We start from the raw sequence: 26,518 nt of genomic DNA on the forward strand, positions 1-26,518 counted from the left end.
ATGCCCATCTGGCTATCGAACGTCTTCCGCCTCGGCCTGAAGGAGCTGGCGAGCCTCGCCGGCGACAAGGTGCTGTTCGCCTTCATCCTCTATTCCTTCTCGTTCTCGGTCTACAGCGTGGCGACCGGCGTGAAGACCGAGATCGAGAACGCCAGCGTCGCGGTGGTGGACGGCGACCACTCCGCCCTGTCGTCCCGGCTGCGCGAAGCGTTCCTGCAACCTTACTTCCGGCCGCCCGCGCTGATCGACCGGGCCGAGCTGGACCCGGCCATGGACCGGGGCGAGCGGACCTTCGTGCTGGACATCCCGCCGCGGTTCGAGGCCGACGCGCTGCGCGGACGCCAGCCGGAGCTTCAGCTCAACATCGACGCCACGGCGATGACCCAGGCGGGGGTCGGCGCCGGGTACATCGAGGCCATCGTGCAGCGGGAGGCGATCGACTTCCTGCGGGCGCGCGGCGAGGCGACGGCGGTTCCCATTGATGCCGTGACGCGCGCCTGGTTCAACCCGAACCTGGAGGGCGCCTGGTTCCACTCCGTCATGGCGGTGATGGAGAACATCACGATCCTGTCGATCCTGCTGGTCGGCGCCGCCGTCATCCGGGAGCGGGAGCACGGCACGATCGAGCACCTGCTGGTCATGCCGGTCCGGGCGAGCGAGATCGCCGTCGCCAAGATCTGGGCCAACGGCCTGGTGATCCTGGTGGCGGCGGGACTGTCGCTGCGCTTCGTGGTCCAGGGCGCGCTGGGGGTCCCGGTCGAGGGGTCGATGGCGCTGTTCCTGGCCGGGGCGGCGGCCTACCTGTTCGCGACCACGTCGCTCGGGATCCTGCTCGCCACCCTGGTCCGGTCGATGCCCCAGTTCGCGCTCATGGCGATCCCGGTCTTCCTGATCCTGAACATGCTCTCGGGCGCCACCTCGCCGATCGAGGGCATGCCGCCGGTGCTGGAAACGCTGATCCAGGTCTCCCCCACCGTCCATTTCGTCACGCTGTCCCAGGCGGTACTGTTCCGGGCCGCGGGGCTGGAGGTGGTCTGGCCGCAGCTCCTCGTGCTGGCCGGCCTCGGCGGCCTGTTCCTCGCGGCGGCGCTGGCCCGGTTCCGCATCATGCTGTCGCAGGCCCATCAATGACGGGCCGGGCAAAGCGTCACGGGGTGACGGCGACCTTCAGGACGCCGTCGCGCTGGTGCGAGAACAGCTCGTAGGCGGCCTCGATGTCGTCCAGCTTGAAGCGGTGCGTCACCATCGGGCGGAGATCGACCCGGTGGGACGCCACCACGTTCATCAGCCGTCGCATGCGCTCCTTGCCGCCGGGGCACAGGGACGTGACGATGGTGTGGTCGCCCAGGCCGGCGGCGAACGGCCCCAGGGGGATGTGCAGGTCGGTGGAATAGACGCCCAGGCTCGAAAGCGTGCCGCCCGGCCGCAGGACGCGCAGGCAGGCCTCGAACGTCGCCTGGGTGCCCAGCGCCTCGATCGCGACGTCCACCCCGCGCCCGTCCGTCAGCGCCATGATCTGCTCCACCGGATCGCCGGCCTTGAAATCGACCACCCGGTCGGCCCCCATCCGGCGGGACGCCTCCAGCCGCTCCCGCACCGTGTCCACCCCGATCACCAGCGTGGCGCCGCACAGCTTGGCGCCCGCCGTGGCGCACAGGCCGATCGGCCCCTGGGCGAACACCGCGACGGTGTCGCCGATCCTGATCCCCGCCCGCTCGGCGCCGGAGAAGCCCGTGGACATGATGTCCGGGCACATCAGGACCTCCTCGTCGCTCAGCCCGTCGGGCACCGGGGCGAGGTTCGCCATGGCGTCCGGCACCAGCACGAACTCGGCCTGGCAGCCGTCGATGGTGTTGCCGAACTTCCAGCCCCCGATCGCTTTCCAGCCATGCGCCGTCCCGGCGCCATCCTGCGAATGGAAGCCGCACAGCGAGGCGTGGCTGTGGCCGCTGGGGCAGATGGCGCCTGCGATCACCCGCTGGCCCTCCCGGTAGCCCTGGACGGCCGAGCCCAGCTTCTCGATCACGCCGACCGGCTCGTGCCCGACCGTCAGGCCGCGGGCGACCGGGTACTCGCCTTTCAGGATATGGACGTCGGTGCCGCAGATGGTGGTCGTGGTGATCCGGACCAGGGCATCGAGCGGCCCGACGTCCGGTACGGGCTTCTCGTCCAGCACGATGCGGCCGGGTTCGACGAAGATGGCGGCTTTCATTTTCGGCATGTTTCCCCCCGTGTCTGACACGCGCCCGCAAGCGGGATCGGGGTGGATCGTACCGGTTCGCCGGCGGGGGTAATTGATCCACGTTAAGCACATCAGCGCTTCGGGGCAGCGTGGATTACCGTCCTTCGAGAACACGCCGGCCGGAACGGATAGGCCGAAAGACTCCGGGGTGTTTGAATCAACTGTTAACTGCCGCCCGGTACCATCTCCTCAAAAACCCTCGCCGGCCTCCGGCCCGCCTGTGGCCAGAGAAACGGTCCCGAGGTAGAATCTGACGGCGGAGGGGAGCGGCCGACGAATTTTTGGTGGCGGATGATCCCGTAAAAAAACGTGGTCCATGGATTGTTGCGCACTTGAGAGTGGTGACGCCTCGCGGTGATCCCGGTTAGGAAATTGATATCCTGCGCAGTCCAGCCCCTCCCGCTGTTTAGCGACACAGGGAGATGCTGGCATGACTGGAACGAACAAGCCGGTCCAATCACGGGCGATGTCCCCCATCCATCCTCGGGCGGCCGCCATCGACGTGGGGGCGAAGATGCATGTCGCGGCGGTTGGACCGGATCGCGCCTCGGAGCCGGTCCGCACGTTCGGCACCTTCACCGATGATCTCCATCGTCTGGCGGACTGGTTCCAGGAGTGCGGGATCGAGACGATCGCCATGGAGTCGACCGGGGTCTACTGGATTCCCGTGTTCGAGATCCTGGAGCAGCGCGGCTTCGAGGTTCTGCTGGTCAATGCCCGCGACGCCAAGCATGTGCCGGGCCGCAAGACCGACGTCAGCGATGCCCAGTGGTTGCAGCGCCTGCACGAGTTCGGTCTGCTGCGCGCCAGTTTTCTTCCCAAGGGCGAGATCGCCGCATTGCGCGCGTATCTACGCCAGCGCGAGCGGCTTGTGGAGCTGGCGGCGACGCACATCCAGCACATGCAGAAAGCCCTGATGCAGATGAATGTCCAGGTGCATCACGTGGTGTCGGACATCATGGGGGTCACCGGCCTGCGCATCCTGCGCGCCATCGTCGCCGGAGAGCGTGACCCCGGCGTGTTGGCCGCCAACCGCGACCGGCGCTGCCGTGCCGATGTCGAAACCATTCAGCGGGCGCTGACCGGCACCTGGCGTGCCGAGCATCTCTTCGCGTTGGAACAGGCGCTGGCGCTTTACGACGCCTGCCAGGAGAAGGTTGTCGCTTGTGACAGGAAGATCGAAGCGACGCTGAAGCGCATCGAGGCCCAGTCGGCGAAGCCTGTCGGTGAGCTGCCCCCCGCCCGAACGACCACGCGGCAGCCGAACGCCGTCGACTTCGACGTCAGAACGGCGCTGCACGCCGTGCTCGGGGTCGACCTGACGCAGATCCACGGGCTGGGTCCCTATCTGGCGCTGAAGCTGGTCGGCGAATGCGGGACCGATCTCTCGGCGTGGCCGAGCGCCAAGCACTTCACCTCCTGGCTTGGCTTGGCGCCGAGCAACAAGATCTCCGGAGGGAAGGTTCTGTCCTCGCGAACGCGCCGTTCCAGCAACCGGGCGGCGTCGCTGCTGCGGTTGGCGGCGGTGACGGTCGGACGGACGGATACGGCGCTGGGCGCCTTCTTCCGCCGCTTGTCGGGCCGTGTCGGCAAGGCCAAGGCCGTCACCGCCACGGCTCGCAAGATCGCGGTGCTCTTCTACAACACCCTGCGCCATGGGATGGACTATGCTGATCCCGGCGCCTCCTACTACGAGGAGCGCTACCGGCAGAGGGTTCTGACCAACCTCCAGAGGCGGGCGAAGTCGCTGGGCTACGTCCTCCAACAGGCTGATGCTGCCCCGGCTACCAACGGAGTTTCTTAGGAAATGACTGGAGAGCGACTTCGTCAACTCCAGCCTGAAACGGGAGGTGACATATGAGAGACAGCGTGTCCGTCGGCGCCGACCAGGCGGCCAATACCGAAACGGCCATCGTGGAACTGGCGCGGGAAGTCGGAAGCCTTGGCGTCGCGTTCGCCGACGTGGCCGGCCATGTCGACGATGTCAGCGGCCGGATCGCCCATCAGGTCTCTGTCCTGGCGGAACTGCGCAGCGACGCCGCCGACATGGCGGCCGGGACCGGGCACGTCAGCGCCGCCGCCGCGGCCGCCCGCGCGGTGACCGCCAAGGCCCAGGAGCAGGTGGCCCAGGGCCGCGGCCAAGTGGACAACGCGCTCGCCGGGCTGCACACCCTGACCGAGGACGTGACGGCGATCGACAAACAGTCGGCCGACCTGACCGACGCGCTGGCCCGCGTCGGCAAGGTCGCGCAGGAGATCAGCGCGATCGCCAAGCAGACCAACCTGCTGGCGCTGAATGCGACGATCGAGGCGGCGCGCGCCGGGTCGGCCGGACGCGGCTTCGCCGTGGTGGCCCACGAGGTCAAGGCGCTGGCCGGCAAGACCGCCGTGGCGACGCAGGAGATCGACGCGACCCTGCGCTACCTGACCGAGCAGGTGAAGGCTCTGGCGGCCCGCGGAGCCGGCGCGGCGTCGAAGGCGTCGGCGGTCGGCAGCGACGCCAGCCGGATCGGCGACCTGATGGAGACGCTGGCCGGCGCCATCGGCGACGTGGACCGCCAGCAGGACCGCATCGAGGACGCCGCCGGCCTGATCGGCACCGGCATCGCCACGGTCGAGCAGCGCATCGTCGAACTGTCCGCCGGCGTCACCCACTCCAGCGGCAACCTCAACCAGGCCCGCGACCGCCTGAACGGCCTGCTGGCGTCGAGCGAGAAGCTGATCGGCCTGTCCAGCCGCCTCGACGTAGAGACGGTCGACACCCCGTTCATCCGCGCGGTGCGGGACGGCGCCGACCGCGTCGCATCGATCCTGGAAGAGGCGATCGATGCTGGCACCCTGACCCTGGACGCGCTGTTCGACGCGGACTACAGACCGGTGCCCGGGACCTCTCCCGAGCAGTGCGTCACCCGCTTCAGCGACGCCGCCGACCGGTTGCTGGCGGGCTTCCTGGACGGGGTGCTGGAGATATCGGACAGGATCGCCTATCAGGCGTGAGGCGGGGCCGTCGGTGCCCGTTGACAATCCCGCTGCCTGATGTACCGCTAGAGCGGTCCCCGATCAGGTTGAACCGCTCCGGTCCTCGCAGCCTGCCGTTCCACTCGCCGCACTGTGTTGCGCCATGGGCGCAACCTACGGCTCGATGCAGGGCGGAGGTGATGCGGGCCGAAGGTCGTAGTTGCGCCCATGGCGCAACGCATCGGATCAGCTGTCTCGGGCGGATCGACCTGATCGGGTGCAGTTCTAATTCGCTGCGGAGTATTTGCGTTCCCCGCCGCATGGGAGGGGCACGCTGGCGCTGATCGCCTCGGTCCAGAACCCGTTGCATGCCCGCGAAAAGGGCGTCAACGGATCCTGGCGCGGCGTGATCCAGGCGCCGTCGGGACCGGCGATACCGGCGATCATCAAGGATCTCGACACCCGGCAGTTGGCGAACCCCCGACGCTTGTATCGTCATCGACGACGGAACCGTACCCGAGGCAGTAAGGGTCCGCCGGGATGGCATCGGCGCGATGCGCCGTCGCTTGGTCGAATGGCCGGCCCTGGGTGTGGCGGCGGCGTTCGACGAATAGGCCGCGGTGATCGACCGGCACGAAGGAGGCCGTTCGCGGGATGGCCAGGGAACAGCTGCTCGGACAGGCCATGCGCGGAGCTTCCGCCCTCGACGCCAAGCTTGCCGCCAACGATAACGCACTGGCACGAGCATAGAATTTGCCGTCACTTCAGCATGGCGCCGGCCGTGCGGAGGACGGCTCGCGTGATGTCGCCCAGGCGGCTGCTCGCGATCCGGCTGCGCTGCCAGAACAGCGGTACGTCGAGCGGCTGGTCCGGAACCAGGGCGACCAGCCGGCCGGTCCGCAGATGGTCGGCGACCAGCATCTCGGGGTTCATTCCCCATCCCAGGCCGACCAGCGCCGCGTCGATGAATGCCTGGGAGGAGGGCAGCCAATGGGTGGCCGGCGAGATTTCCGTGCCGAAGGCCTGCAGCGTCCATAGCGTCTGCAGCCGGTCCTTGCTGTTGAAGGTCAGGCACGGCGCACGGGCGAGGGACTCGGCATTCAACCCGTCGGGGAAATGCCGGCGGACGAATTCCGGACTGGCGGTCGCGACGTAGCGCAGCGCGCCCAGCGGCGTGCTGTCGCAGCCTTGCACCGGCTTGGCGCCGGACGTCACGGCGGCCAGGACCTCGCCCCGGCGCAGCCAATCCGCGCTGTGCTCCTGGTCGTCGATGACGAGGTCGAACAGGCAGTCCCGCGTCTCGGCCATCGCGGTGACGAACCAGGTGGCGAGGCTGTCGGCGTTCACCGCGATGCGGACGGTCACCGGCGGCCCGGCGTGCCGGAAGCCCGGAAGCTCCTGGCGCAGCTCGCTCTCCAGCAGGGCCACCTGTTCCACGTGCTGGCACAGGCGCTGCCCCGCGGGCGTGCCGACGCAGGGGGAGCCTCGCACCACCAGGATCGCCCCCAGCCTCTCCTCCAGGAGCTTGACCCTTTGCGATACCGCCGAGGGGGTAACGTGAAGCTGCAATGCTGCCCGTTCGAAGCTGCCGGTGCGGATGACGGCCGCCAGGGCGGAGAGCAGGGCGTAATCGAGCACGAATTAGCATCCCTTAATCAAGCTGATTATCTTTAAGCATGCTAATCCGGTCCGCCGTGCTAGTGAAGCCGCCTCCGCAACCAAGGTGGCCCGCCATGCTGTCCGCTTTCCTCCCCGGCCTTCTGCTGGGTCTCAGCCTGATCGTCGCCATCGGCGCGCAGAATGCCTTCGTGCTCCGCCAGGGCTTGCGCGGCGAACATGTCCTGGCGGTCTGCCTGACCTGCGCGGTTTCGGATGCCCTGCTGATCCTGGCGGGAGTGGGCGGTTTCGCCCGGGCCGCCGACTGGGCACCCTGGCTCGAAACGGCGACGCGCTATGCCGGCGCGGCCTTCCTGTTCGCCTATGGCCTGCGCAGTTTCCTGGCGGCGGCCCGCTCGGGGAACGCGCTGATGCCGGCGGACGCCGTTCCCGCCAGCCTCGGCGCGACGCTGGCGACCTGCCTGGCGCTGACATGGCTGAACCCTCATGTCTACCTGGACACCGTGGTCCTGCTTGGTTCCGTGTCCACGCAGTTCGCGGCGAACAAAGGGCTGTTCGCGCTCGGAGCGATGACGGCCTCCTTCCTCTTCTTCTTTTCCCTGGGCTATGGCGCGCGCCTGCTGCGGCCCGTCTTCGCGCGGCCGGGCGCATGGCGGGTGCTGGACGTGGGCATCGGCATCGTCATGGTCACGATCGCCGCGACGCTGATCGCCTGAAGTCACCCGGTCCGCGGCGGACGCCCTGCGGCGACGCCCTCGATCGCGGCGGCCAGCCGCTCGACCCCGCGCGCGATATCGCGACCGTCGAGGCTCGCGTATCCCAGCACGAGGCCGGGATGGTCCGGACGGCCGGAAGCGGACGCGGGGTCGTAGAGCGGCGTGACGGGATAGACGCCGACACCCGCCGCCCGCGCCGCGGCGACGAGCATGGCCTCCCGGTCCATCGGGAACCGCGTGAACCAGGCGACGACATGCAGCCCGGCCTCCGCGCCGACGACCCTGACCCCGTCGCGGAACCGGGCCCGCAGGGCGGTCAGGAGAGCGGCCCGCCGCTCCCCGTTCCGCCGGCGCACCCGCCGCACATGCCGTTCGTAGGCGCCGCCGGCGATCAGGTCCGCCAGGGCCTCCTGCTCCAGGCCCGGCGTGTGCCGGTCCGCCAGCCGCTTCGCCGCGCGGAAAGCCGGGGCCAAGGCCGGCGGAACCACGAGGTAGCCGAGCCGCAAGGCGGGAGAGAGCGTCTTCGACACCGTGCCGAGATAGATGACGTTCCTGGCCCCGTCCAGGGTTTGCAAGGTGGGGATGGGGGCGACGTCGTAGCGATACTCGCCGTCGTAGTCGTCCTCGATGACATAGGCCCCGCAGGTCCGCGCCCAGGCCAGCAGGTCCTGCCGGCGGCTGGCGGACATGACGCTGCCGAGCGGAAACTGGTGGGACGGCGTCACGTAGGCCAGCCGGGCGGGCGGGAGCCGTTCCGTGAGCATGCCTTCCCGATCCACCGCCCGGGGGACCAGCCGGGCGCCCGCGGCCAGGAGCACGTCGCGTGCCGCCGCGTAGCACGGGTCCTCGATGACCGCCGGCTCCCCGGGATCGAGCAGCAGCCGCACGCACAGGTCGAGGCCCTGCTGCGACCCGTTCACCACGACGATCTGGTCGGGATCGCAGCGGAGCCCCCGTGCCCGCCAGAGATAGCCTTGCAGGGCCGAACGGAGCTCGGGCGAGCCGGACGGATCGCCGTACTGGAGGCGGGACGGCCGGCGCAGGATCGCAGCATCGACGGCCCGCTTCCACATCAGCATGGGGAAATCCGAGGCGGCGAGATCGCCGTAGCGGAAGTCGGCGACGGGCGCGTCGGCCGCGGGCCGATGCTGCCTCGGAAGGTCGGCCAGCCTTCGACCGAAAGCCGAGAGGCGCGCCGGAATCGCCTCGACGTCCCGCCTCGTCACCGGCGGCTCCACCTTGAGGCCCTTCGGGACCTGCGGCCTCGCACCCTGCCTCGCCTCCAGGTACCCCTCGGCGGCAAGCTGTTCATACGCGGCCGTCACGGTCGTCCGGGACACGCCCAGATCCGCGGCGAGAGCCCGAGACGACGGGAGACGTGCGCCGGGCGGATAGACGCCTTCGGCGATCTGGTCCTTGATCGCCCCGGATATGCGGGAGACGAGGGTCCTGGCACCATCCGGCTGCGGGATCGCGAGCATCGACTGGACCGATCGAAAAGGTGGAAACTGGCCGTTCAACATGGACCAGTTTTCTGGAAAGCTCCGTCCTGTCAAGGAGGTCCCGATGTATATTCCCCCGGCGTTCCGCGAGAGCGACCTGCCATTCATCCACGAGACGATGCGGGCCGCCCGGCTCGCCAGCCTGGTCACGGCCACGGCCGGCGGATTGGTATGCACGCCGCTGCCCCTGTTCCTCGACGAGCGCGAAGGGGAGATGGGCACGCTCCATGGCCACGTCGCGAAGGCCAATCCCCAGTGGAGGGAGGCACCGGCCGGCGAGGCCCTGGCGATCTTCATGGGCCCGGACGCCTATGTCACCCCCTCCTGGTACGAGGGCAAGGGCCGGGACGGGAGGGTCGTTCCGACCTGGAACTACGTGGCGGTCCACGCCTACGGCCCGGTCGAGTTCTACGACGATCCCGACCGCCTGCTCGACGTCGTCACGCGCTTGACCGATCTCCACGAGGCGCCGCGTCCCCGGCCCTGGGCCGTCGGCGACGCGCCGCCCGACTTCGTAGGTGCGCAGCTGCGCGGCATCGTCGGTGTGCGGCTGCCCATCGCCCGGATCGACGCCAAGCGGAAGATGAGCCAGAACCGCACCGCCGAGGACAGGGCGAACGTGAAGGAGGGGCTTTCCCGGAGCGCCGACGCCCGCGACCGCCAGGCCGCCGGTCTCATCCCGGGCCTCGTCCCGGACTGACAGCGCATCGTCCCGCGCCCGGGAAACACGGGTATCGAAGGAACATACACCAAAGGTAAGCGTTGGTGCGATGTCTGGCCGCGCCGTTCGGCAAAGGCATATGAAGCACTCTTGACCGCTGGTGGCGCCCATGGCCGATCGACCCTCCCCGCAGCGGCTGCCGTCAGGAATCCGCGGGCTCGATGCCGTCCTGGGGGGCGGCTTCGCGGAAGGCCGGGTCTATGTGCTCCAGGGCATGCCCGGAAGCGGCAAGACCATCCTGGCCAACCAGATCGTCTTCCATCAGGCGCACGAGGCGCGCCGGGCCGTCTACGTCACCCTGGCCGCGGAATCCCACGACCAGATGCTCCAGAACCTGGCCTCGCTGGGTTTCGCCGACACCCGGCTGGTGCCCGACCCGCTCTTCTACGTGAACGGGTTCCAGATGCTGATCGAGGACGGCATCAAGGGCTTCCACGATCTGCTGCGCGACGCCCTCCACAGGTTCGAGCCCTCGGTGCTGGTGATCGACGGGCTGCACGTCATCCAGGAATATGCGGAGTGCGACCGGGAGTTCCGGCGCTTCCTCTACGCGCTGCAGGGCGACGCGGCGTTGCGCCGATGCACGATGCTGCTGATCATCAACGCGACCGGCCCGTCGTCCAGCCCGGAGCACACGGTGGCCGACGGTATCCTGGAACTGGGCGAGGATCTGTTCTCGGCGCGCGCCGTCCGGTCCCTCATCGTCCACAAGTTCCGCGGCAGCCCGACCCTGCCGGGGCGCCACCTGATCGAGATCACGGGCGGCGGCCTGCAGGTCTGGCCCCGGCTGGAGACGTTGGCGACGCCGATCGATGCCGGCCGTATGCCGGTCGAGCGCGTCAGCACAGGCATTCCCAGGCTCGACGCGATGATGGGCGGCGGCCCGAAGGCGGGATCGACGACCCTGGTCGCCGGGCCGGCGGGCAGCGGCAAGACCTCGTGCGGGCTGATGTTCATGGGCCGGTGCTCCCCGGCCGAGCGCGGCATCCTGCTGAGCTGCTACGAGGCGCCGGGGGAGCTGATGCACAAGGCGCGCGGGCTCGGCATCGACCTCGAGGGGCTGTGCGCCTCGGGCGCGGTCCGCGTGCTCTGGTATCCGCGCACCGAGACCCTGCTGGACGAGATGGCCCACACGCTGCTCGACGCGATCCGCGGCTCCGACGCCCGCCGGGTGTTCATCGACGGTGCCGGCGCGCTGGGCAATGCCGCCGTGTTCGACAATCGGAACGAGGCGTTCTTCACGGCGCTCACCCTGCTGCTCCGGGCCGAGCAGGCGACGATGCTGTGCACGGCCGAAGCCAGGGATTTCTTCCTGCCGGAGCTGACCGTCCAGGAGGACGTGGCGTCGGTGGCCGAGAACGTCGTGCTGCTGCGCTATGCCGAGAAGGACTCGACCCTCCGGCGCCTGCTGTCGGTGATCAAGATGCGGCACAGCGCCTTCGACGCAGCGATCAGGCCCTTCGTCATCGACGGCCGGGGCGTCATCATCGACGACGAGGCCCCGTCCGGCGGGAGGATCGGCTGATGGCGCGCATCCTCCTGGTCGATGACGAAGTCCTCAACACCATGGCCAACGCGGCGCTGCTCGCGCGGTACGGGCACGAGGTCCGCGAGGCGTCCAACGGATTGGGAGCCTTGCGGCACCTCGAGTGCTTCAGCCCCGACCTGATCATCACCGATTATATGATGCCGCTGATGGACGGCGCGGAACTGGTCGGCCGTATCCGGGACACCCCGCCCCTGGAAGAGGTCAGGATCATCCTGGCCACCGCGGTGACCGAGGAAGCCGTCACGGGCCGGATCGACTTCGACCGGTATCTCGGGAAGCCGTTCAGGGACAGTCAGCTCCTCGCCGCGGTCGCCGACCTGCTGAAGCCCTGATCGGATCATCACCGCCGGCGTGGCCGCCTCCAGCCTCGGCGTTATCCGGGTCAGAAGGTCGCGGCGGCCGGCCAAGCCTTGCCGATGGTTGCGGGAGTGTGCTGCTGTTCGCGCGACCATCACCCGACCGGCGCCCGCGACGATGCAAGCCTCCGACTCCCTGTACCACCGCCTGTTCTCCGACCCGGTGATGATCGAGCAGCTCGTGCGCGGCTTCCTCCCCGCCGGGATCGCCGCCCTGCTGGACTTCTCCCGGCTCGAACGGGTCAACGCCAAGTTCCACGCCGCCCGGGGCGACCGCCGCGAGGGCGACGTGATCTGGCGCGTGCCGACGCTGGCCGGCGAGATGGTCCACATCTACCTGCTGCTGGAATTCCAATCGACCCCGGAGCGGTTCATGCCGGTGCGGGTGCAGGTCTATTCCGGCCTGCTCTGGCAGCAGATCATCGCCGGGCGCGCCCTCGCCCCGGGCGGCCGGCTGCCGCCGCTGCTGCCGATCGTGCTCTACGCCGGCGAGGCCCGCTGGGACTGCCCCGCCGACACCGCCGACCTGGTGGCATTGCCCGAGGACTCGCCGCTCTGGCCTTGGCAGCCGCAGGTCCGCTATCATCTGATCGACGAGGGACGGCTGCGCGCCGAGGACTTGGCCCGGCACGACAGCCTCGTGGCGCTGCTGTTCCGGATCGAGATCTGCGACCGGCCCGAGGACTTGCCGGGCCTGGTCAGCCAGGCGGCGGCCTGGTTCGCCGACCATCCCGGTCACGCCACGCTGCGGCTGGCGTTCGGCGATGTGGTGGCGCACGCGGTCGCGGGTCTGGTCGGCGCCCCGCCGGCCGCGACGGTGCCGATGGATATCGAGGAGGTTCAGGGCATGCTGGCGGAACGCATCAAGAAGTGGGAACGGGAACTCCTCGCCGAGGGCAAGGCCGAAGGCATCGCCGAGGGCGAGGCCAAGGGCGAGGCCAAAGGCATTGCCAAGGGCAGGGCCGCCCTGCTCAAGCGCCAGTTCACCCGCCGCTTCGGCGCCCTGCCGGCAGAAGTGGAACGGTTGATCGATACCGCAACGCCGGATCAACACGACACCTACATGGACCGCCTGATGGACGCCCAAACGCCGAGCGACGTTTTCCCCGGCCTCCTCCGCCCCGGCGAGTGACCTGGAGTTCCGGCCGGAACGGACGATTCCCCCGCTTCATGTCCTGCGATGCGTTGGGCTGCGGCCCAACGCCCGGAACCGAATGCAAGGGCCGGAACCGGAACCGTTCCCCGGCCATCCGGGACACGCCACGTCGGGGCCGCCGGTCGGCGCCGAACGCCTGATGGACGCCCGCGCTTCGCTCTTCCCGACCGACAAGGCCCTGTTCGTCATCATGACAGGGCCAAGTCCGCGCCGGGATATCCCCCGTCTCCCCCCACGCCGGTTTGCTGCGATGCAACAAGAATGTTGCGTCCGCACACCCGCATGACAAAACAAATTTCTCGTTTGTTCACAAAGCCCCTTGTAGGGTAGACCGTATCTGGTATACAGTATTCTTCATTCAGAGGCCGGAACGCGAATACCGAGCCGAACACCGGACGAAGCGCTGAAAAGCAAAAGAGCCGGGACGGGTGGAGACAGTGATGAACACCATGAAGTTCGCGGTCGAGCCCCTGGACACGGGGGCGAGTTTCAAGACCAAGGCCTATGCGGCGCTGAAAAGCGCGATCTCGCAGATGGGGATCTACGACCACCCCAGCGAGATCCGGCTCGACGAGCGTCAGCTGTGCGAGGCCCTGGGCGTCAGCCGTACGCCGGTCCGCGAGGCGATGGCGCTGCTGGAACGGGAAGGTTTCGTCCGCTCGGTCCCCCGTCGCGGAATCTTCGTGGTCCGCAAGACCAAGCGCGAGATCATCGAGATGATCACGGTCTGGGCGGCCCTGGAGAGCATGGCGGCCCGGCTGGTCACCCAGCGCTGCACCGACGCGGAGATCCTGGCCCTGGAGGAACTGGTCACCGGCTTCTCCGACGGCGGGCTCGAAGGTCACCTCGACGAGTATTCCGACGCCAACATCCAGTTCCACCAGTCGATCATCCGGTCGTCGGACTGCAATCTGATCATCGAGATCACCGAGAACCTGTTCGTCCATATCCGGGCCATCCGCAAGATCACCATTCAACAGGATGACCGTGCCCACCGGTCGATCGTGCAGCACAAGCACATCATCGATGCACTGAAAAAGCGGGACGCGGATCTGGTCGAACGGCTCGTGCGTGACCACACGCTCGACTTGGCGGCCCATGTCGAGAAGCACTGCGACTTTCTCGACTGACCGATCTTGAACCTTAAGGAGCTCGGGGAGGAGCTACTGTTATGTCAAGTGCGGCTGCAACAGCGGTCAAGAACCAAGGCGCGGACGCATCGCAATTCGATGCGCCGCAAGCGTTGACGGATGGCTTCCAGCTCGTCATCGACGCGCTCAAGCTCAACGGCATCGAGCACCTTTACGCCGTGCCCGGCATTCCGATCTCGGACCTGCTCCGCATGGCGCAGGCCGAGGGGCTGCGGGTCATCTCGTTCCGGCACGAGCAGAACGCCGGCAACGCCGCCGCGATCGCCGGCTTCCTGACCAAGAAGCCCGGCGTCTGCCTCACGGTCTCGGCCCCCGGCTTCCTCAACGGCCTTACCGCCCTGGCGAACGCCACCACCAACTGCTTCCCGATGATCCTGATCAGCGGGTCGTCGGAGCGCGAGATCGTCGACCTCCAGCAGGGCGACTACGAGGAGATGGACCAGCTGGCGATCGCGCGGCCCCACTGCAAGGCGGCCTTCCGCGTGCTCCACGCCCAGGACATCGGCATCGCCGTGGCGCGCGCCATCCGCGCCGCCGTCTCCGGCCGTCCGGGCGGCGTCTATCTCGACCTGCCGGCCAAGCTGTTCTCCCAGGTGATGGACGAGGCGGCGGGCCGCAAGTCCCTGGTCAAGGTGATCGATCCGGCCCCGGCCCAGCTGCCCGACCCGAACGCGATCAAGCGCGCCCTGGACGTCCTGAAGAACGCCAAACGGCCCCTGATCCTGCTCGGTAAGGGTGCTGCCTACGTCCAGGCCGACCAGGAGATCCGCGCGCTGGTCGAGAAGAGCGGCATTCCGTTCCTCCAGATGAGCATGGCCAAGGGACTGCTGCCCGACACCCATCCGCAGTCGGCCGGCGCCGCGCGCTCGATGGTGCTGAAGGATGCCGACGTCGTGCTGCTGGTGGGCGCCCGCCTCAACTGGCTGCTGTCGCACGGCAAGGGCAAGACCTGGGGCGAGCCAGGATCGAAGAAGTTCATCCAGATCGACATCGAGCCGAAGGAGATGGACAGCAACGTCGAGATCGTGGCCCCCGTGGTCGGCGACATCGGTTCCTGCGTGTCGGCCCTGCTCGCCGGGATGGACGGCCAGTGGCCCGCCCCGCCGGCCGAATGGACCAAGGCGGTCGCCGAGCGCCGCGAAGCCAACATCGCCAAGATGGCGCCGAAGCTGATGAGCAACGCGTCGCCGATGAACTTCCACGGCGCCCTGGGCGCGCTGCGCCGGGTCGTCAAGGAGCGGCCGGACGCCATCCTGGTCAACGAAGGCGCCAACACGCTCGACCTGGCGCGCGGCATCATCGACATGTACGAGCCGCGCAAGCGCCTGGACGTCGGCACCTGGGGCGTCATGGGCATCGGCATGGGCTATGCCGTCGCCGCCGCCGTGGAAACCGGCAAGCCGGTCCTCGCCATCGAGGGCGACAGCGCCTTCGGGTTCTCCGGCATGGAGGTGGAGACGATCTGCCGATACAAGCTGCCGGTCTGCATCGTCGTCTTCAACAACAGCGGCATCTACCGCGGCACCGACGTCAACCCGACCGGCGGCAACGATCCCTCGCCGATGGTCTTCGTGCCGGACTCCCGCTACGACAAGATGATGGAAGCCTTCGGCGGCGTCGGCGTCCACGTGACCGCTCCCGACGAGCTGTACCGCGCGGTCAGCGAGGCGATGGACTCCGGGAAGCCGACCCTGATCAACGCTGTGATCGACCCGGCGGCCGGCACCGAGAGCGGCAACATCGGCAGCCTCAACCCGCAGAGCACGGTCCGCAAGGCACCGCCGCCGCAGTAACGGAACCGGTCCCCTGGACCCCGACGAGAACGGCCTGCCCCGCGCGGGCAGGCCGCCCAACAAGAAAAACGCGGTCAGAAACACACCACACAAGACCTCGGGAGGATTGCAATGGCCAAGGCACTAGACGGTGTTCGTATCCTGGATTTCACCCACGTCCAGTCGGGACCGACCTGCACCCAGCTGCTCGCCTGGTTCGGCGCCGACGTGATCAAGGTGGAACGGCCCGGCGAGGGCGACATCACCCGTGGTCAGCTGCGCGACATTCCGGACGTGGACAGCCTCTATTTCACGATGCTGAACCACAACAAGCGTTCCATCACGCTCGACACCAAGTCGCCGGAAGGCAAGAAGGTGCTGGAAGAGCTGGTCAAGACCTGCGACGTGCTGGTCGAGAACTTCGCCCCCGGCGTGCTGAAGCGCATGGGCTTCTCCTGGGAGCGCATCCAGGAGCTGAACCCGCGCATGATCGTCGCCTCGGTCAAGGGTTTCGGCCCCGGCCCGTTCGAGGACTGCAAGGTCTATGAGAACGTCGCCCAGTGCGCCGGCGGCGCCGCCTCCACCACCGGCTTCGACGACGGCCCGCCGCTGGTGACCGGCGCCCAGATCGGCGACAGCGGCACCGGCCTGCACCTGGCGCTGGGCATCGTCGCGGCGCTGTACCAGCGCAACAGCACCGGCCGCGGCCAGCAGGTCCTGGCGGCCATGCAGGACGGCGTGCTGAACCTGTGCCGCGTCAAGCTGCGCGACCAGCAGCGCCTGGCCCACGGCCCGCTGAAGGAATACCCGCAGTACCCGCACGGCGAGTTCGGCGACACCGTGCCGCGCGCCGGCAACGCGTCGGGCGGCGGCCAGCCGGGCTGGATCCTGAAGTGCAAGGGCTGGGAGACCGATCCCAACGCCTACATCTACTTCATCACCCAGGCCCCGGTGTGGGAGAAGATCTGCACCGTCATCAACAAGCCGGAATGGGTCACCGATCCGGAATACGCCAAGCCGGCCGCCCGCCTGCCGAAGCTGAAGGAGATCTTCGCGACGGTCGAGGAATGGACCATGACCAAGACCAAGTTCGAGGCCATGGAAATCCTCAACAAGTACGACATCCCCTGCGGCCCGATCCTGTCCATGAAGGAGATCGCCGAGGACCAGTCCTTGCGCAAGACCGGCACCATCGTCGAGGTCGATCACCCGACCCGCGGCAAGTACCTGAGCGTCGGCAACCCGATCAAGCTGTCGGACAGCCCGACCGAGGTCACCCGCTCGCCGCTGCTGGGCGAGCACACCGACGAGATCCTGCGCGACGTGCTCGGCTTCGACGACAACCGGATCGCCGAGATCAAGAACTCCGGCGCGGTCGGACAGTCGACGCGGCTGGCGGCCGAGTAAGCGGCCCCTGCGGGAAATGCCCGGATCAAGTCCGGGCATGACGGGAAGAGCGTTATTGCTCGTCATACCCGGACTTGATCCGGGTATCTCCCCCGGGAGCTCAAAACAGGAATTCGACACCCGTGGAGGCCAAGGGCGGTTCCGCGAAAGCCCCTCCACGGCCTGCAACAAGCGGGAAACTCCAGCGAGTATCAGAGAGGAAACCCCAATGACTGCAGTAATCGACAAAGGCAATGCCAAGGAAGTCGTCAGCCGCCTGCTCGCCAAGGCCAAGTCCGAGGGCCGCGACAGCCTGACCGCTCCCGAAGCCAAGGAGCTGTGCGACGTCTACGGCATCCCCGTGCCGCAGGAAGGCCTCGCCAAGACCGCCGACGACGCCGCCCGCCTCGCGGAAGGCATGGGCTTCCCCGTCGTGCTCAAGATCGTCTCCCCGCAGATCCTGCACAAGACCGAGGCCGGCGGCGTGCTGGTCGGCGTCAAGAACGCCGACGAGGCCCGCGCCGGCTTCCAGAAGATCATCGACAACGCCAAGGCCTATGACGCCAAGGCCGACATCCACGGCATCCAGGTCCAGCAGATGCTGAAGGGCGGCCAGGAAGTCATCATCGGCGCCGTGACCGACCCCAGCTTCGGCAAGCTGGTCGCCTTCGGCCTGGGCGGCATCCTGGTCGAGGTGCTGAAGGACATCACCTTCCGCCTGGCCCCGATCACCCGCGACGACGCGCTCTCCATGCTCGACGGCATCCAGGCCGCCGAGATGCTGAAGGGCGTCCGCGGCTCCGAGCCGGTGGACCGCGAGGCGCTGGCGACCATCCTGGTCAACGTCTCCCGCCTGGTGGACGAGGTCCCCGAGATCGTCGAGTTGGACCTGAACCCGGTGTTCGCCCGGGCCGACGGCGCCACCGCCGCCGACGTCCGCGTGGTGCTCGACTTCGAGGCGAAGGTCCAGCGCTACCGGCCGAACGAGGAGCAGATCCTCAACAAGATGAACCGCATCATGAAGCCGGGTGCGGTGGCCGTGATCGGCGCCTCGACCGAGGACGGCAAGATCGGCAACTCCGTGATGAAGAACCTCATCAACGGCGGCTACAAGGGCGACATCTACCCGGTCCACCCCAAGCTGGACGAGGTCCTGGGCTACAAGGCGTACAAGAGCGTCAAGGACATCCCCGGCAACGTCGACATCGCCGTCTTCGCGATCCCGGCCAAGTTCGTGGCCCAGGCCCTGACCGAGGTCGGCGAGAAGGGCATCGCCGGCGCCATCCTGATCCCGTCGGGCTTCGCCGAGACCGGCAACGTGGAAGGCCAGGACGAGCTGGTCGCGATCTCGCGGAAATACGACATCCGCCTGATGGGGCCGAACATCTACGGCTTCTACTACACCCCGCTGAACCTGTGCGCGACCTTCTGCACCCCGTTCGACGTCAAGGGCAAGGCGGCGCTGTCGTCCCAGTCCGGCGGCATCGGCATGGCGATCATCGGCTTCAGCCGCTCGACCAAGATGGGCGTTTCCGCGATCGTCGGCCTTGGAAACAAGTCGGACATCGACGAGGACGACCTGCTGACCTTCTTCGAGCATGACGACAACACCCAGATCGTCGCCATGCACCTGGAGGACCTGAAGGACGGCCGCGCCTTCTCCGAAGCCGCCAAGCGCGTCTCCAAGAAGAAGCCCGTCGTCGTGCTCAAGGCCGGCCGCACCTCCATGGGCGCCCGCGCCGCCAGCTCCCACACGGGCGCGCTCGCCGGCAACGACAAGATCTACGAGGACGTGCTGAAGCAGAGCGGCGTGATCCGCGCCCGGTCGCTGCAGGATCTCCTCCAGTTCGCCCGCGGCGTGCCGGTCCTGCCGACGCCCAAGGGCGAGAACGTGGTGATCATCACCGGCGCCGGCGGTTCGGGCGTGCTGCTGTCCGACGCCTGCGTGGACAACGGGCTGAACCTGATGACCATGCCGTCGGACCTGGACGCGGCGTTCCGCAAGTTCATCCCGCCGTTCGGCGCCGCCGGCAACCCGGTGGACATCACCGGCGGCGAGCCGCCGACCACCTACCAGAACACGGTCCGGCTGGGCCTGGAGGACGAGCGCATCCACGCCCTCATCCTGGGCTACTGGCACACCATCATCACCCCGCCGATGGTGTTCGCGAAGGTGATCACCGAGGTCGTTCAGGAAATGCGCGACAAAGGCATCGACAAGCCGGTGGTGGCGTCCCTGGCCGGCGACGTCCAGGTCGAGGAGGCCGCGGACTACCTGTACCAGCACGGCATCGTGGCATACCCCTACTCGACCGAGACCCCGGTCGCGGTGCTAGGCGCAAAGTATAAGTGGGCACGCGCCGCCGGCTTGCTGTAAGACTTCAAACTTTCCGCATCGTGGGAGCGGGTTTCCGCCCGCTCCCCCGGTACGGGACAAGAATAAATGCCCAGGGAGGGCCGTAATGAACATCCATGAGTACCAGGCCAAGGCCCTGCTCAAGCGCTACGGCGTCGTGGTGCCGCGCGGCGGCGTCGCCTTCACGCCGGAGGAGGCCGAGAAGGTCGCGAACGAGCTGGGCGGCCCGGTCTGGGTCGTGAAGTCCCAGATCCACGCCGGCGGCCGCGGCGCCGGCCGTTTCCAGAACAACCCGGAAGGAAAGGGCGGCGTCCGCGTCGTCAAGTCGGTCCAGGACGTCTCGTCCAACGCCCGGGAAATGCTGAACCAGGTCCTGGTGACCAAGCAGACCGGCCCGGCCGGCAAGGAAGTGAAGCGCCTCTACATCGAGGAAGGCTGCGACATCAAGCGCGAGCTGTACCTGGGCTTGCTGCTGGACCGCGCCACCTCGCGGGTCACCATCATGGCGTCCACCGAGGGCGGGATGGAGATCGAGGAGGTCGCCCACAACACCCCCGAAAAGATCATCAAGGTCGCGATCGATCCCGCGACCGGCATCTCCGGCTTTCACGCCCGCAAGCTGGCCTTCGGCCTGGGCCTGGAAGGCAAGCAGGTGAACGCCGCGGTCAAGCTGATCCTGGCGACCTACAAGGCCTTCGTGGACCTGGACGCCTCGATCGTCGAGATCAACCCGCTGGTGGTGACCGGCTCGGGCGACATCATCGCGCTCGACGCCAAGATGAACTTCGACGACAACGCCCTGTTCCGCCACAAGGACGTGGAGGAGCTGCGCGACCCGGACGAGGAGGAAGCCTCCGAGCGCGAGGCCGCCAAGCACGAGCTGAACTATATCAAGCTCGACGGCAACATCGGCTGCATGGTCAACGGCGCCGGCCTGGCGATGGCGACCATGGACATCATCAAACTGTACGGCGGCGAGCCGGCCAACTTCCTGGATGTCGGCGGCGGCGCCACGCGCGAGCGGGTGACCACCGCGTTCAAGCTGATCCTGTCGGACAAGAACGTCGAAGGCATCCTGGTCAACATCTTCGGCGGCATCATGCGCTGCGACGTGATCGCCGAGGGCGTCGTCGCCGCGGCCCGCGAAGTCTCCCTCCATGTCCCGCTGGTCGTCCGCCTCGAAGGCACCAACGTCGAGATGGGCAAGCGCATCCTCGCCGAATCCGGCCTTCCCATCCTCTCCGCCGACGATCTTGCCGACGCGGCCAAGAAGATCGTCGACGCCGTCCAGAGAAAGGCCGCCTGACATGTCGGTTCTCGTCAATTCCGAAACGCGGGTCATCTGCCAGGGCTTCACCGGCGCGCAGGGGACCTTCCACTCCGAGCAGGCCATCGCCTACGGCACGCGGATGGTCGGCGGCGTGACCCCCGGCAAGGGCGGCACCAAGCACCTGGACCTGCCCGTCTTCGACACGGTCGCCGACGCGGTCAACGAGACCGGCGCCAACGCCAGCGTGATCTACGTCCCGCCGCCCTTCGCGGCCGACGCGATCCTGGAAGCCATCGACGCCGAGGTCGCCCTCGTCGTCTGCATCACCGAGGGCATCCCCGTCCTCGACATGGTCAAGGTGAAGCGGGCGCTGGCCGGCTCCGCGACCCGGCTGATCGGCCCCAACTGCCCCGGGATCATCACGCCGGACGAATGCAAGATCGGCATCATGCCCGGCCATATCCACCGCCGCGGCAAGATCGGCATCGTTTCCCGCTCGGGAACGCTTACATATGAGGCGGTGGCGCAGACGACCGCGGCCGGCCTAGGCCAGACCACCTGCATCGGCATCGGCGGCGACCCGGTCAACGGCACGAATTTCGTCGATAGTCTCGATTTGTTCCTGAAAGACGACGAGACCGAGGGTATAATCATGATCGGCGAGATCGGCGGCGACGCCGAGGTCAAGGGCGCCGAATTCATCAAGGCCAGCGGCACGAAGAAGCCGGTCGTCGGGTTCATCGCCGGCCGCACGGCACCGCCGGGCCGCCGCATGGGCCATGCCGGCGCGGTGATCTCCGGCGGCAACGACACCGCCGACTTCAAGGTACAGGCCCTGGCAGCGGCCGGAATCCACGTCGCCGACAGCCCGGCGAGCCTGGGACGCACCATGCTCCAGGCCATGGGACGCTGACCGGGACCTTGCCGGGGACGAGGTAAGAAGAGAACGAAGAAGCAGGGGCAGGAAACCATGGACACGGCCATTCCCAACGAACCCAACAACGGGCACCCCAACCAAAAGCACCCAGGTGCGGGGCGCCGCAAGACCCGTGGGCAACCGAGGGGGCGCCAGATAGACCTGATCGCGCTGGCCGAGGTCCGGGACCTGCTTGGCGACCGTCCCCGCCGTCCGGACCTGCTGATCGAGCACCTGCACCTCCTTCAGGACCGCTACCATGCCCTGCACGCGCGCCACCTGGTGGCGCTCGCGCAGGAGATGCGGCTGGCCCTGGTCGAGGTGTACGAGGTCGCCAGCTTCTACGCCCATTTCGACATCGTGTTCGACGGGGAGGAAGCCCCGCCGCCGCTCACGATCCGGGTGTGCGACAGCCTGACCTGCGAGCTGAAGGGTGCCGCCAAGCTGCTCGAAGCCCTGCCGGACGCCGTCGGCCCCAATGTCCGCGTCGTCCGCGCACCCTGCATGGGCGCCTGCCACAACGCCCCCGCGGTGGCGCTCGGCCATGCCCTGCACGAGCACGCCACGGTGGAGAACGTGAAACAGGCGCTCGACGCCGGCCACACCCACCCGCACATCCCCGACTATCACGGGTTCGACGACTACCGCGCCGGCGGCGGCTACAAGCTGCTGGAGCAGTGCCTGGACGGCACCCGCGACCTGGAATCGATCCTGACCACCCTCGAAGGCTCCAGCCTGCGCGGCCTGGGCGGCGCCGGCTTCCCGACCGGGCGCAAGTGGCGCTTCGTCCGCGCCGAACCCGGCCCACGCCTGATGGCGATCAACGGCGACGAGGGCGAGCCCGGCACCTTCAAGGATCGCCACTACCTGGAGACCGACCCCAACCGCTTCCTGGAAGGGATGCTGATCGGCGCCTGGGCGGTGGAGGCGACCGACGTCTACATCTATCTGCGCGACGAATACCCCCAGTGCCGCGAGATCCTGGACCGCGAGATTGCCCGGGTCGAGCAGGCGGGCCTCAGCCGTCACACGAAGATCCATATGCGGCGCGGCGCCGGCGCCTATATCTGCGGCGAGGAATCGGCGATGCTGGAAAGCATCGAGGGCAAGCGCGGCCTGCCGCGCCACAAGCCGCCGTTCCCGTCCCAGGTCGGCCTGTTCGGCCAGCCGACGCTGATCAACAACATCGAGACCGTCTTCTGGGTCCGCGACATCGTGGAGAAGGGGCCGGAATGGTGGTCGAGCCACGGCCGCAACGGCCGCAAGGGCCTGCGCAGCTACTCCGTCTCCGGCCACGTGAAGGAGCCCGGCGTCAAGCTGGCCCCCGCCGGCGTCACCATCACGGAACTGATAAACGAGTTCTGCGGCGGCATGGAGGACGGCCACACCTTCAAGGGCTATCTGCCCGGCGGCGCCTCCGGCGGCATCCTGCCGGCCAGCATGGGCGACATCCCGCTGGACTTCGGCACCCTTGAGCAGCACGGCTGCTTCATCGGCTCCGCCGCCGTGGTCGTGCTGTCCGACAAGGACGACATGAAGGCGGTCGGCCTGAACCTGATGAAGTTCTTCGAGGACGAGAGCTGCGGCCAGTGCACCCCCTGCCGCGCCGGCACCGAGAAGGCCGTCAAGCTGCTGGAGCGTCCCCGCTGGGACCAGCCGCTGCTGGGCGAGCTGGCGAAGGTCATGACCTCGGCCTCGATCTGCGGCCTGGGCCAGGCCGCCATGAACCCCATCAAACAGATCATGAAGCATTTCCCGGAGGACCTGACATGACCGAGGCGATCCGATTTTTCCTCGACGGCGAAGAGGTCGAGGCCCGTCCCGGCGAGACCATCTGGCAGGTCGCCAACCGTCGCGGCACCGAGATCCCGCACCTGTGCTACACCCCGGCCCCCGGCTACCGGCCCGACGGCAACTGCCGCGCCTGCATGGTCGAGGTCGAGGGCGAGCGCGTCCTGGCCGCGAGCTGCATCCGCAAGCCGCAGAACGGCATGAAGGTCAACACCGCCAGCGAGAGCGCCAAGTCGGCCCGCAAGCTGGTGTTCGAGCTGCTGGTCGGCGACCAGCCCGACCGGAAGGAGGCGCACGACCCCGACGCCCGCTTCTGGCAGTGGGCCGACAGGCTGGACGTGACCGACAGCCGCTTCCCGCTGGGCGACCCGGCGCCGGAGAAGGACTTCAGCCACCCCGCCATGGCGGTCCAGCTCGACGCCTGCATCCAGTGCAACCTGTGCGTCCGCGCCTGCCGCGAGGTCCAGGTCAACGACGTGATCGGCATGGCGATGCGCGGCCACGCCGAGAAGATCGTCTTCGACTTCGACGATCCCATGGGCGTCAGCACCTGCGTCGCTTGCGGCGAGTGCGTCCAGGCCTGCCCGACCGGCGCCCTGATGCCGGCCACCCAGGTGGACGCCAAGACCGGCGTCTTCTCGGCGGCGCCCGACCGCAAGGTGGACAGCGTCTGCCCCTATTGCGGCGTCGGCTGCCAGCTGACCTACAACATCAAGGACGACAAGATCCTGTCGGTGACCGGCCGCGACGGCCCGTCCAACCAGAACAGGCTTTGCGTCAAGGGCCGCTTCGGCTTCGACTATGTCCACCACGAGGACCGGCTGACCGTCCCGCTGATCCGCCGCGAGGGCGTGTCCAAGCATGACGTGGACATCGACCCCGAGAACCCGCTGACCCATTTCCGCCGTGCCAGCTGGGAAGAGGCGCTGGAGGTGGCGGCCAAGGGCCTGGCGAATATCCGCGACGAGCGGGGCGGCGACGCGCTGGCCGGCTTCGGCTCCGCCAAGGGCTCGAACGAGGAGGCCTACCTGTTCCAGAAGCTGGTCCGCACCGGCTTCGGCACCAACAACGTCGACCACTGCACCCGGCTGTGCCACGCCTCCTCGGTGACGGCGCTGATCGAGGGCATCGGCTCCGGCGCGGTGACGGCGCCCTTCATGTCGGCCCAGGACGCCGAGGTGATCGTGGTGATCGGCGCCAACCCGACCGAGAACCACCCGGTCGCCGCGACCTTCTTCAAGAACGCGGTGGAGCGGGGCGCCAAGCTGGTGGTGATGGACCCGCGCGGCCAGGCGCTGAAGCGCTTCGCCACCCACATGCTCCAGTTCAAGCCCGGCCGCGACGTGGCGATGCTGAACGCCATGCTCAACGTCATCATCACCGAGAACCTCTACGACCAGCAATATGTCCAGGCCAACACCCAGGACTTCGAGGAGCTGAAGGAGCACGTCAAGGACTACACGCCCGAGCGGATGGAGGAGATCTGCGGCATCGCGGCCGACGAGCTGCGCACGGTGGCGCGCCTCTACGCCCGGTCCGAGGCCTCGATCATCTTCTGGGGCATGGGCGTGTCCCAGCACACCCACGGCACCGACAACGTGCGCTGCCTGATCGCGATGGCGCTGACCACCGGCCAGATCGGCCGCCCCGGCACCGGCCTGCATCCCTTGCGCGGCCAGAACAACGTGCAGGGCGCGTCCGACGCCGGCCTGATCCCCATGGTCTTCCCCGACTACCAGTCGGTGGAAACCCCGGCGATCCGCGAGTTCTACGAGGACCTGTGGGGTACCAAGCTGCCGGGCAAGCGCGGCCTGACCGTGGTCGAGATCATGGACGCGATCCATGACGACAAGATCAGCGGCATGTACATCATGGGCGAGAACCCGGCCATGTCCGACCCGGACGTGGGCCACGCCCGCGAGGCGCTGGCGAAGCTCGACCATCTCGTGGTCCAGGACATCTTCCTGACCGAGACGGCCAAGTACGCCGACGTGGTCCTCCCGGCCTCCGCCTGGCCGGAGAAGGACGGCACGGCGACCAACACCAACCGCCAGGTGCAGATGGGCCGCAAGGCCCTGCCGCTGCCGGGCGAGGCGCGGGAGGACTGGGAGATCGTCACCCAGCTCGCCAACCGGCTTGGCCTCAACTGGACCTACAGCCATCCCAGCGAGATCTTCGCCGAGATGACCAAGGCCATGCCGTCGCTGGCGAACATCACGTGGGAACGGCTGGAGCGCGAGCATTCCGTCACGTACCCGTGCGATGCGCCGGACCAGCCGGGCCACGAGATCGTGTTCGGCAACGGTTTCCCGACCGAGACGGGCCGCGGCCGGCTGGTGCCGGCGGCGATCATCCCGCCGGCCGAGGAGCCCGACGCCGAATACCCGATGGTTCTGACCACCGGCCGCCAGCTGGAGCACTGGCACACCGGCGCGATGACCCGCCGGGCGCAGGTGCTGGACGACCTGGAGCCGGAAGCCGTCGCCTACATGGCCCCCGCCGACCTGCGCCGGCTGGGCCTGAACGGCGGCGACCGGATGCGCGTCTCCACCCGGCGCGGCCATGTGGAACTGGTGGCGCGGGCCGACTATGCGGTGCCGACCGGCCTGATCTTCATGCCGTTCTGCTACGCCGAGGCCGCCGCCAACGTGCTGACCAACCCGCAGCTCGACCCCTTCGGCAAGATCCCGGAGTTCAAGTACTGCGCGGCCCGGGTCGAACCGCTGAGGGAAGCCGCCCAGGCGGCGGAGTAGGGGAGCGGGGCGGTCACCACCACTCCCGCCGCCCCGAACCCTCCAACCGCCCCGGCCGCCCCGGCCGCACCGGCAGCCCCAGCCGCCCTGGAACGTCATGACCGGGCTTGACCCGGTCATCTCCCCCAGGCCGAACCCGCGGCAGCAACGGAAGAGATAGCCGGGTCAAGCCCGGCTATGACGACAGGGGAGAAACCCGGCCCCGGCCCCAACGGTGAAGGCAGCGGAGGACACCGCCGGGCCACCCCCGGCCAAGACGAAGACAGACCGTCCGGTCCAAGAAAGAGAACGAGAACGAACTCCATT

At 68.1% G+C, this 26,518-nt stretch carries 19 protein-coding genes; 16 read left to right on the forward strand and 3 right to left on the reverse strand.

Annotated elements, in window-relative coordinates; genetic code table 11:
* Window positions 1-1,131 (forward strand): ABC transporter permease, encoded by a 1,131-nt coding sequence (locus JL101_RS30325; RefSeq protein WP_203102888.1) that lies wholly within the window; start codon window positions 1-3, stop codon window positions 1,129-1,131.
* 16 nt (window positions 1,132-1,147) lie between these two features.
* Here JL101_RS30325 and JL101_RS30330 read toward each other — a convergent pair whose 3' ends face one another.
* The gene (locus JL101_RS30330; protein ID WP_203102890.1) at window positions 1,148-2,221 is read right to left on the reverse strand and encodes an NAD(P)-dependent alcohol dehydrogenase; all 1,074 of its coding nucleotides are present in this window, start codon (window positions 2,219-2,221) and stop codon (window positions 1,148-1,150) included.
* Between the two features lie 487 nt (window positions 2,222-2,708).
* Between JL101_RS30330 and JL101_RS30335 the strand changes: the two genes are divergently transcribed.
* Both JL101_RS30335 and JL101_RS30340 read left to right on the forward strand, forming a co-directional pair.
* Window positions 2,709-4,046, forward strand: a complete 1,338-nt coding sequence (locus JL101_RS30335) for an IS110 family RNA-guided transposase (protein ID WP_203104617.1) — start codon at window positions 2,709-2,711, stop codon at window positions 4,044-4,046.
* A gap of 53 nt (window positions 4,047-4,099) precedes the next feature.
* Window positions 4,100-5,239 carry a methyl-accepting chemotaxis protein gene (locus tag JL101_RS30340; protein ID WP_203104256.1) on the forward strand — a complete coding sequence of 380 codons (1,140 nt, stop codon included), beginning with the start codon at window positions 4,100-4,102 and terminating at the stop codon, window positions 5,237-5,239.
* A gap of 720 nt (window positions 5,240-5,959) precedes the next feature.
* Here JL101_RS30340 and JL101_RS30345 read toward each other — a convergent pair.
* Window positions 5,960-6,838 carry a LysR family transcriptional regulator ArgP gene (locus JL101_RS30345; protein ID WP_203104258.1) on the reverse strand — a complete coding sequence of 293 codons (879 nt, stop codon included), beginning with the start codon at window positions 6,836-6,838 and terminating at the stop codon, window positions 5,960-5,962.
* 95 nt (window positions 6,839-6,933) lie between these two features.
* Between JL101_RS30345 and JL101_RS30350 the strand changes: the two genes are divergently transcribed.
* Window positions 6,934-7,533: a LysE/ArgO family amino acid transporter gene (locus tag JL101_RS30350; protein WP_203104261.1), complete on the forward strand. Its 600-nt coding sequence runs from the start codon at window positions 6,934-6,936 to the stop codon at window positions 7,531-7,533.
* A 2-nt stretch (window positions 7,534-7,535) separates the two neighbouring features.
* Here the strand turns inward: JL101_RS30350 and pdxR are convergent, their stop codons facing one another.
* Complete coding sequence (gene pdxR, locus JL101_RS30355) at window positions 7,536-9,056, reverse strand: MocR-like pyridoxine biosynthesis transcription factor PdxR (protein ID WP_407697451.1); 1,521 nt, start codon at window positions 9,054-9,056, stop codon at window positions 7,536-7,538.
* A 43-nt stretch (window positions 9,057-9,099) separates the two neighbouring features.
* On the opposite strand from pdxR, the gene JL101_RS30360 reads away from it, so the two are divergent.
* From JL101_RS30360 to fdhF, 12 genes are all read left to right on the forward strand, one after another.
* Window positions 9,100-9,735, forward strand: a complete 636-nt coding sequence (locus tag JL101_RS30360; protein WP_203104264.1) for an FMN-binding negative transcriptional regulator — start codon at window positions 9,100-9,102, stop codon at window positions 9,733-9,735.
* Between the two features lie 130 nt (window positions 9,736-9,865).
* Window positions 9,866-11,281 (forward strand): ATPase domain-containing protein, encoded by a 1,416-nt coding sequence (locus JL101_RS30365; protein WP_203104267.1) that lies wholly within the window; start codon window positions 9,866-9,868, stop codon window positions 11,279-11,281.
* Window positions 11,281-11,637, forward strand: a complete 357-nt coding sequence (locus JL101_RS30370) for a response regulator (RefSeq protein ID WP_203104270.1) — start codon at window positions 11,281-11,283, stop codon at window positions 11,635-11,637. The genes JL101_RS30365 and JL101_RS30370 overlap by 1 nt, the downstream gene beginning before the upstream one ends.
* A gap of 142 nt (window positions 11,638-11,779) precedes the next feature.
* Entirely contained in the window at window positions 11,780-12,793 is a 1,014-nt protein-coding gene (locus JL101_RS30375) for an Rpn family recombination-promoting nuclease/putative transposase (protein ID WP_203104273.1), read from the forward strand.
* A gap of 464 nt (window positions 12,794-13,257) precedes the next feature.
* Window positions 13,258-13,947 carry a GntR family transcriptional regulator gene (locus tag JL101_RS30380; protein WP_203104276.1) on the forward strand — a complete coding sequence of 230 codons (690 nt, stop codon included), beginning with the start codon at window positions 13,258-13,260 and terminating at the stop codon, window positions 13,945-13,947.
* A gap of 41 nt (window positions 13,948-13,988) precedes the next feature.
* Complete coding sequence (oxc, locus tag JL101_RS30385) at window positions 13,989-15,761, forward strand: oxalyl-CoA decarboxylase (protein WP_203104278.1); 1,773 nt, start codon at window positions 13,989-13,991, stop codon at window positions 15,759-15,761.
* A 111-nt stretch (window positions 15,762-15,872) separates the two neighbouring features.
* The gene (gene frc, locus JL101_RS30390; RefSeq protein ID WP_203104281.1) at window positions 15,873-17,147 is read left to right on the forward strand and encodes a formyl-CoA transferase; all 1,275 of its coding nucleotides are present in this window, start codon (window positions 15,873-15,875) and stop codon (window positions 17,145-17,147) included.
* 208 nt (window positions 17,148-17,355) lie between these two features.
* On the forward strand, window positions 17,356-19,503 hold the full coding sequence (locus JL101_RS30395) for an acetate--CoA ligase family protein (RefSeq protein WP_203104284.1): 2,148 nt from the start codon (window positions 17,356-17,358) through the stop codon (window positions 19,501-19,503).
* Between the two features lie 85 nt (window positions 19,504-19,588).
* A complete protein-coding gene (gene sucC / locus JL101_RS30400) occupies window positions 19,589-20,788 on the forward strand; it encodes an ADP-forming succinate--CoA ligase subunit beta (RefSeq protein ID WP_203104287.1) in 1,200 nt (399 codons plus the stop codon).
* 1 nt (window position 20,789) lies between these two features.
* Window positions 20,790-21,665 (forward strand): succinate--CoA ligase subunit alpha, encoded by an 876-nt coding sequence (sucD, locus tag JL101_RS30405; protein WP_203104290.1) that lies wholly within the window; start codon window positions 20,790-20,792, stop codon window positions 21,663-21,665.
* 57 nt (window positions 21,666-21,722) lie between these two features.
* Window positions 21,723-23,441, forward strand: a complete 1,719-nt coding sequence (locus JL101_RS30410; RefSeq protein ID WP_203104292.1) for an NAD(P)H-dependent oxidoreductase subunit E — start codon at window positions 21,723-21,725, stop codon at window positions 23,439-23,441.
* Window positions 23,438-26,212, forward strand: coding sequence for a formate dehydrogenase subunit alpha (gene fdhF / locus JL101_RS30415; RefSeq protein WP_203104295.1), 2,775 nt, complete (start codon window positions 23,438-23,440; stop codon window positions 26,210-26,212). The genes JL101_RS30410 and fdhF overlap by 4 nt, the downstream gene beginning before the upstream one ends.
* Window positions 26,213-26,518: the final 306 nt, after the last annotated feature.

The organism is Skermanella rosea (assembly GCF_016806835.2).
Taxonomy (GTDB): domain Bacteria; phylum Pseudomonadota; class Alphaproteobacteria; order Azospirillales; family Azospirillaceae; genus Skermanella; species Skermanella rosea.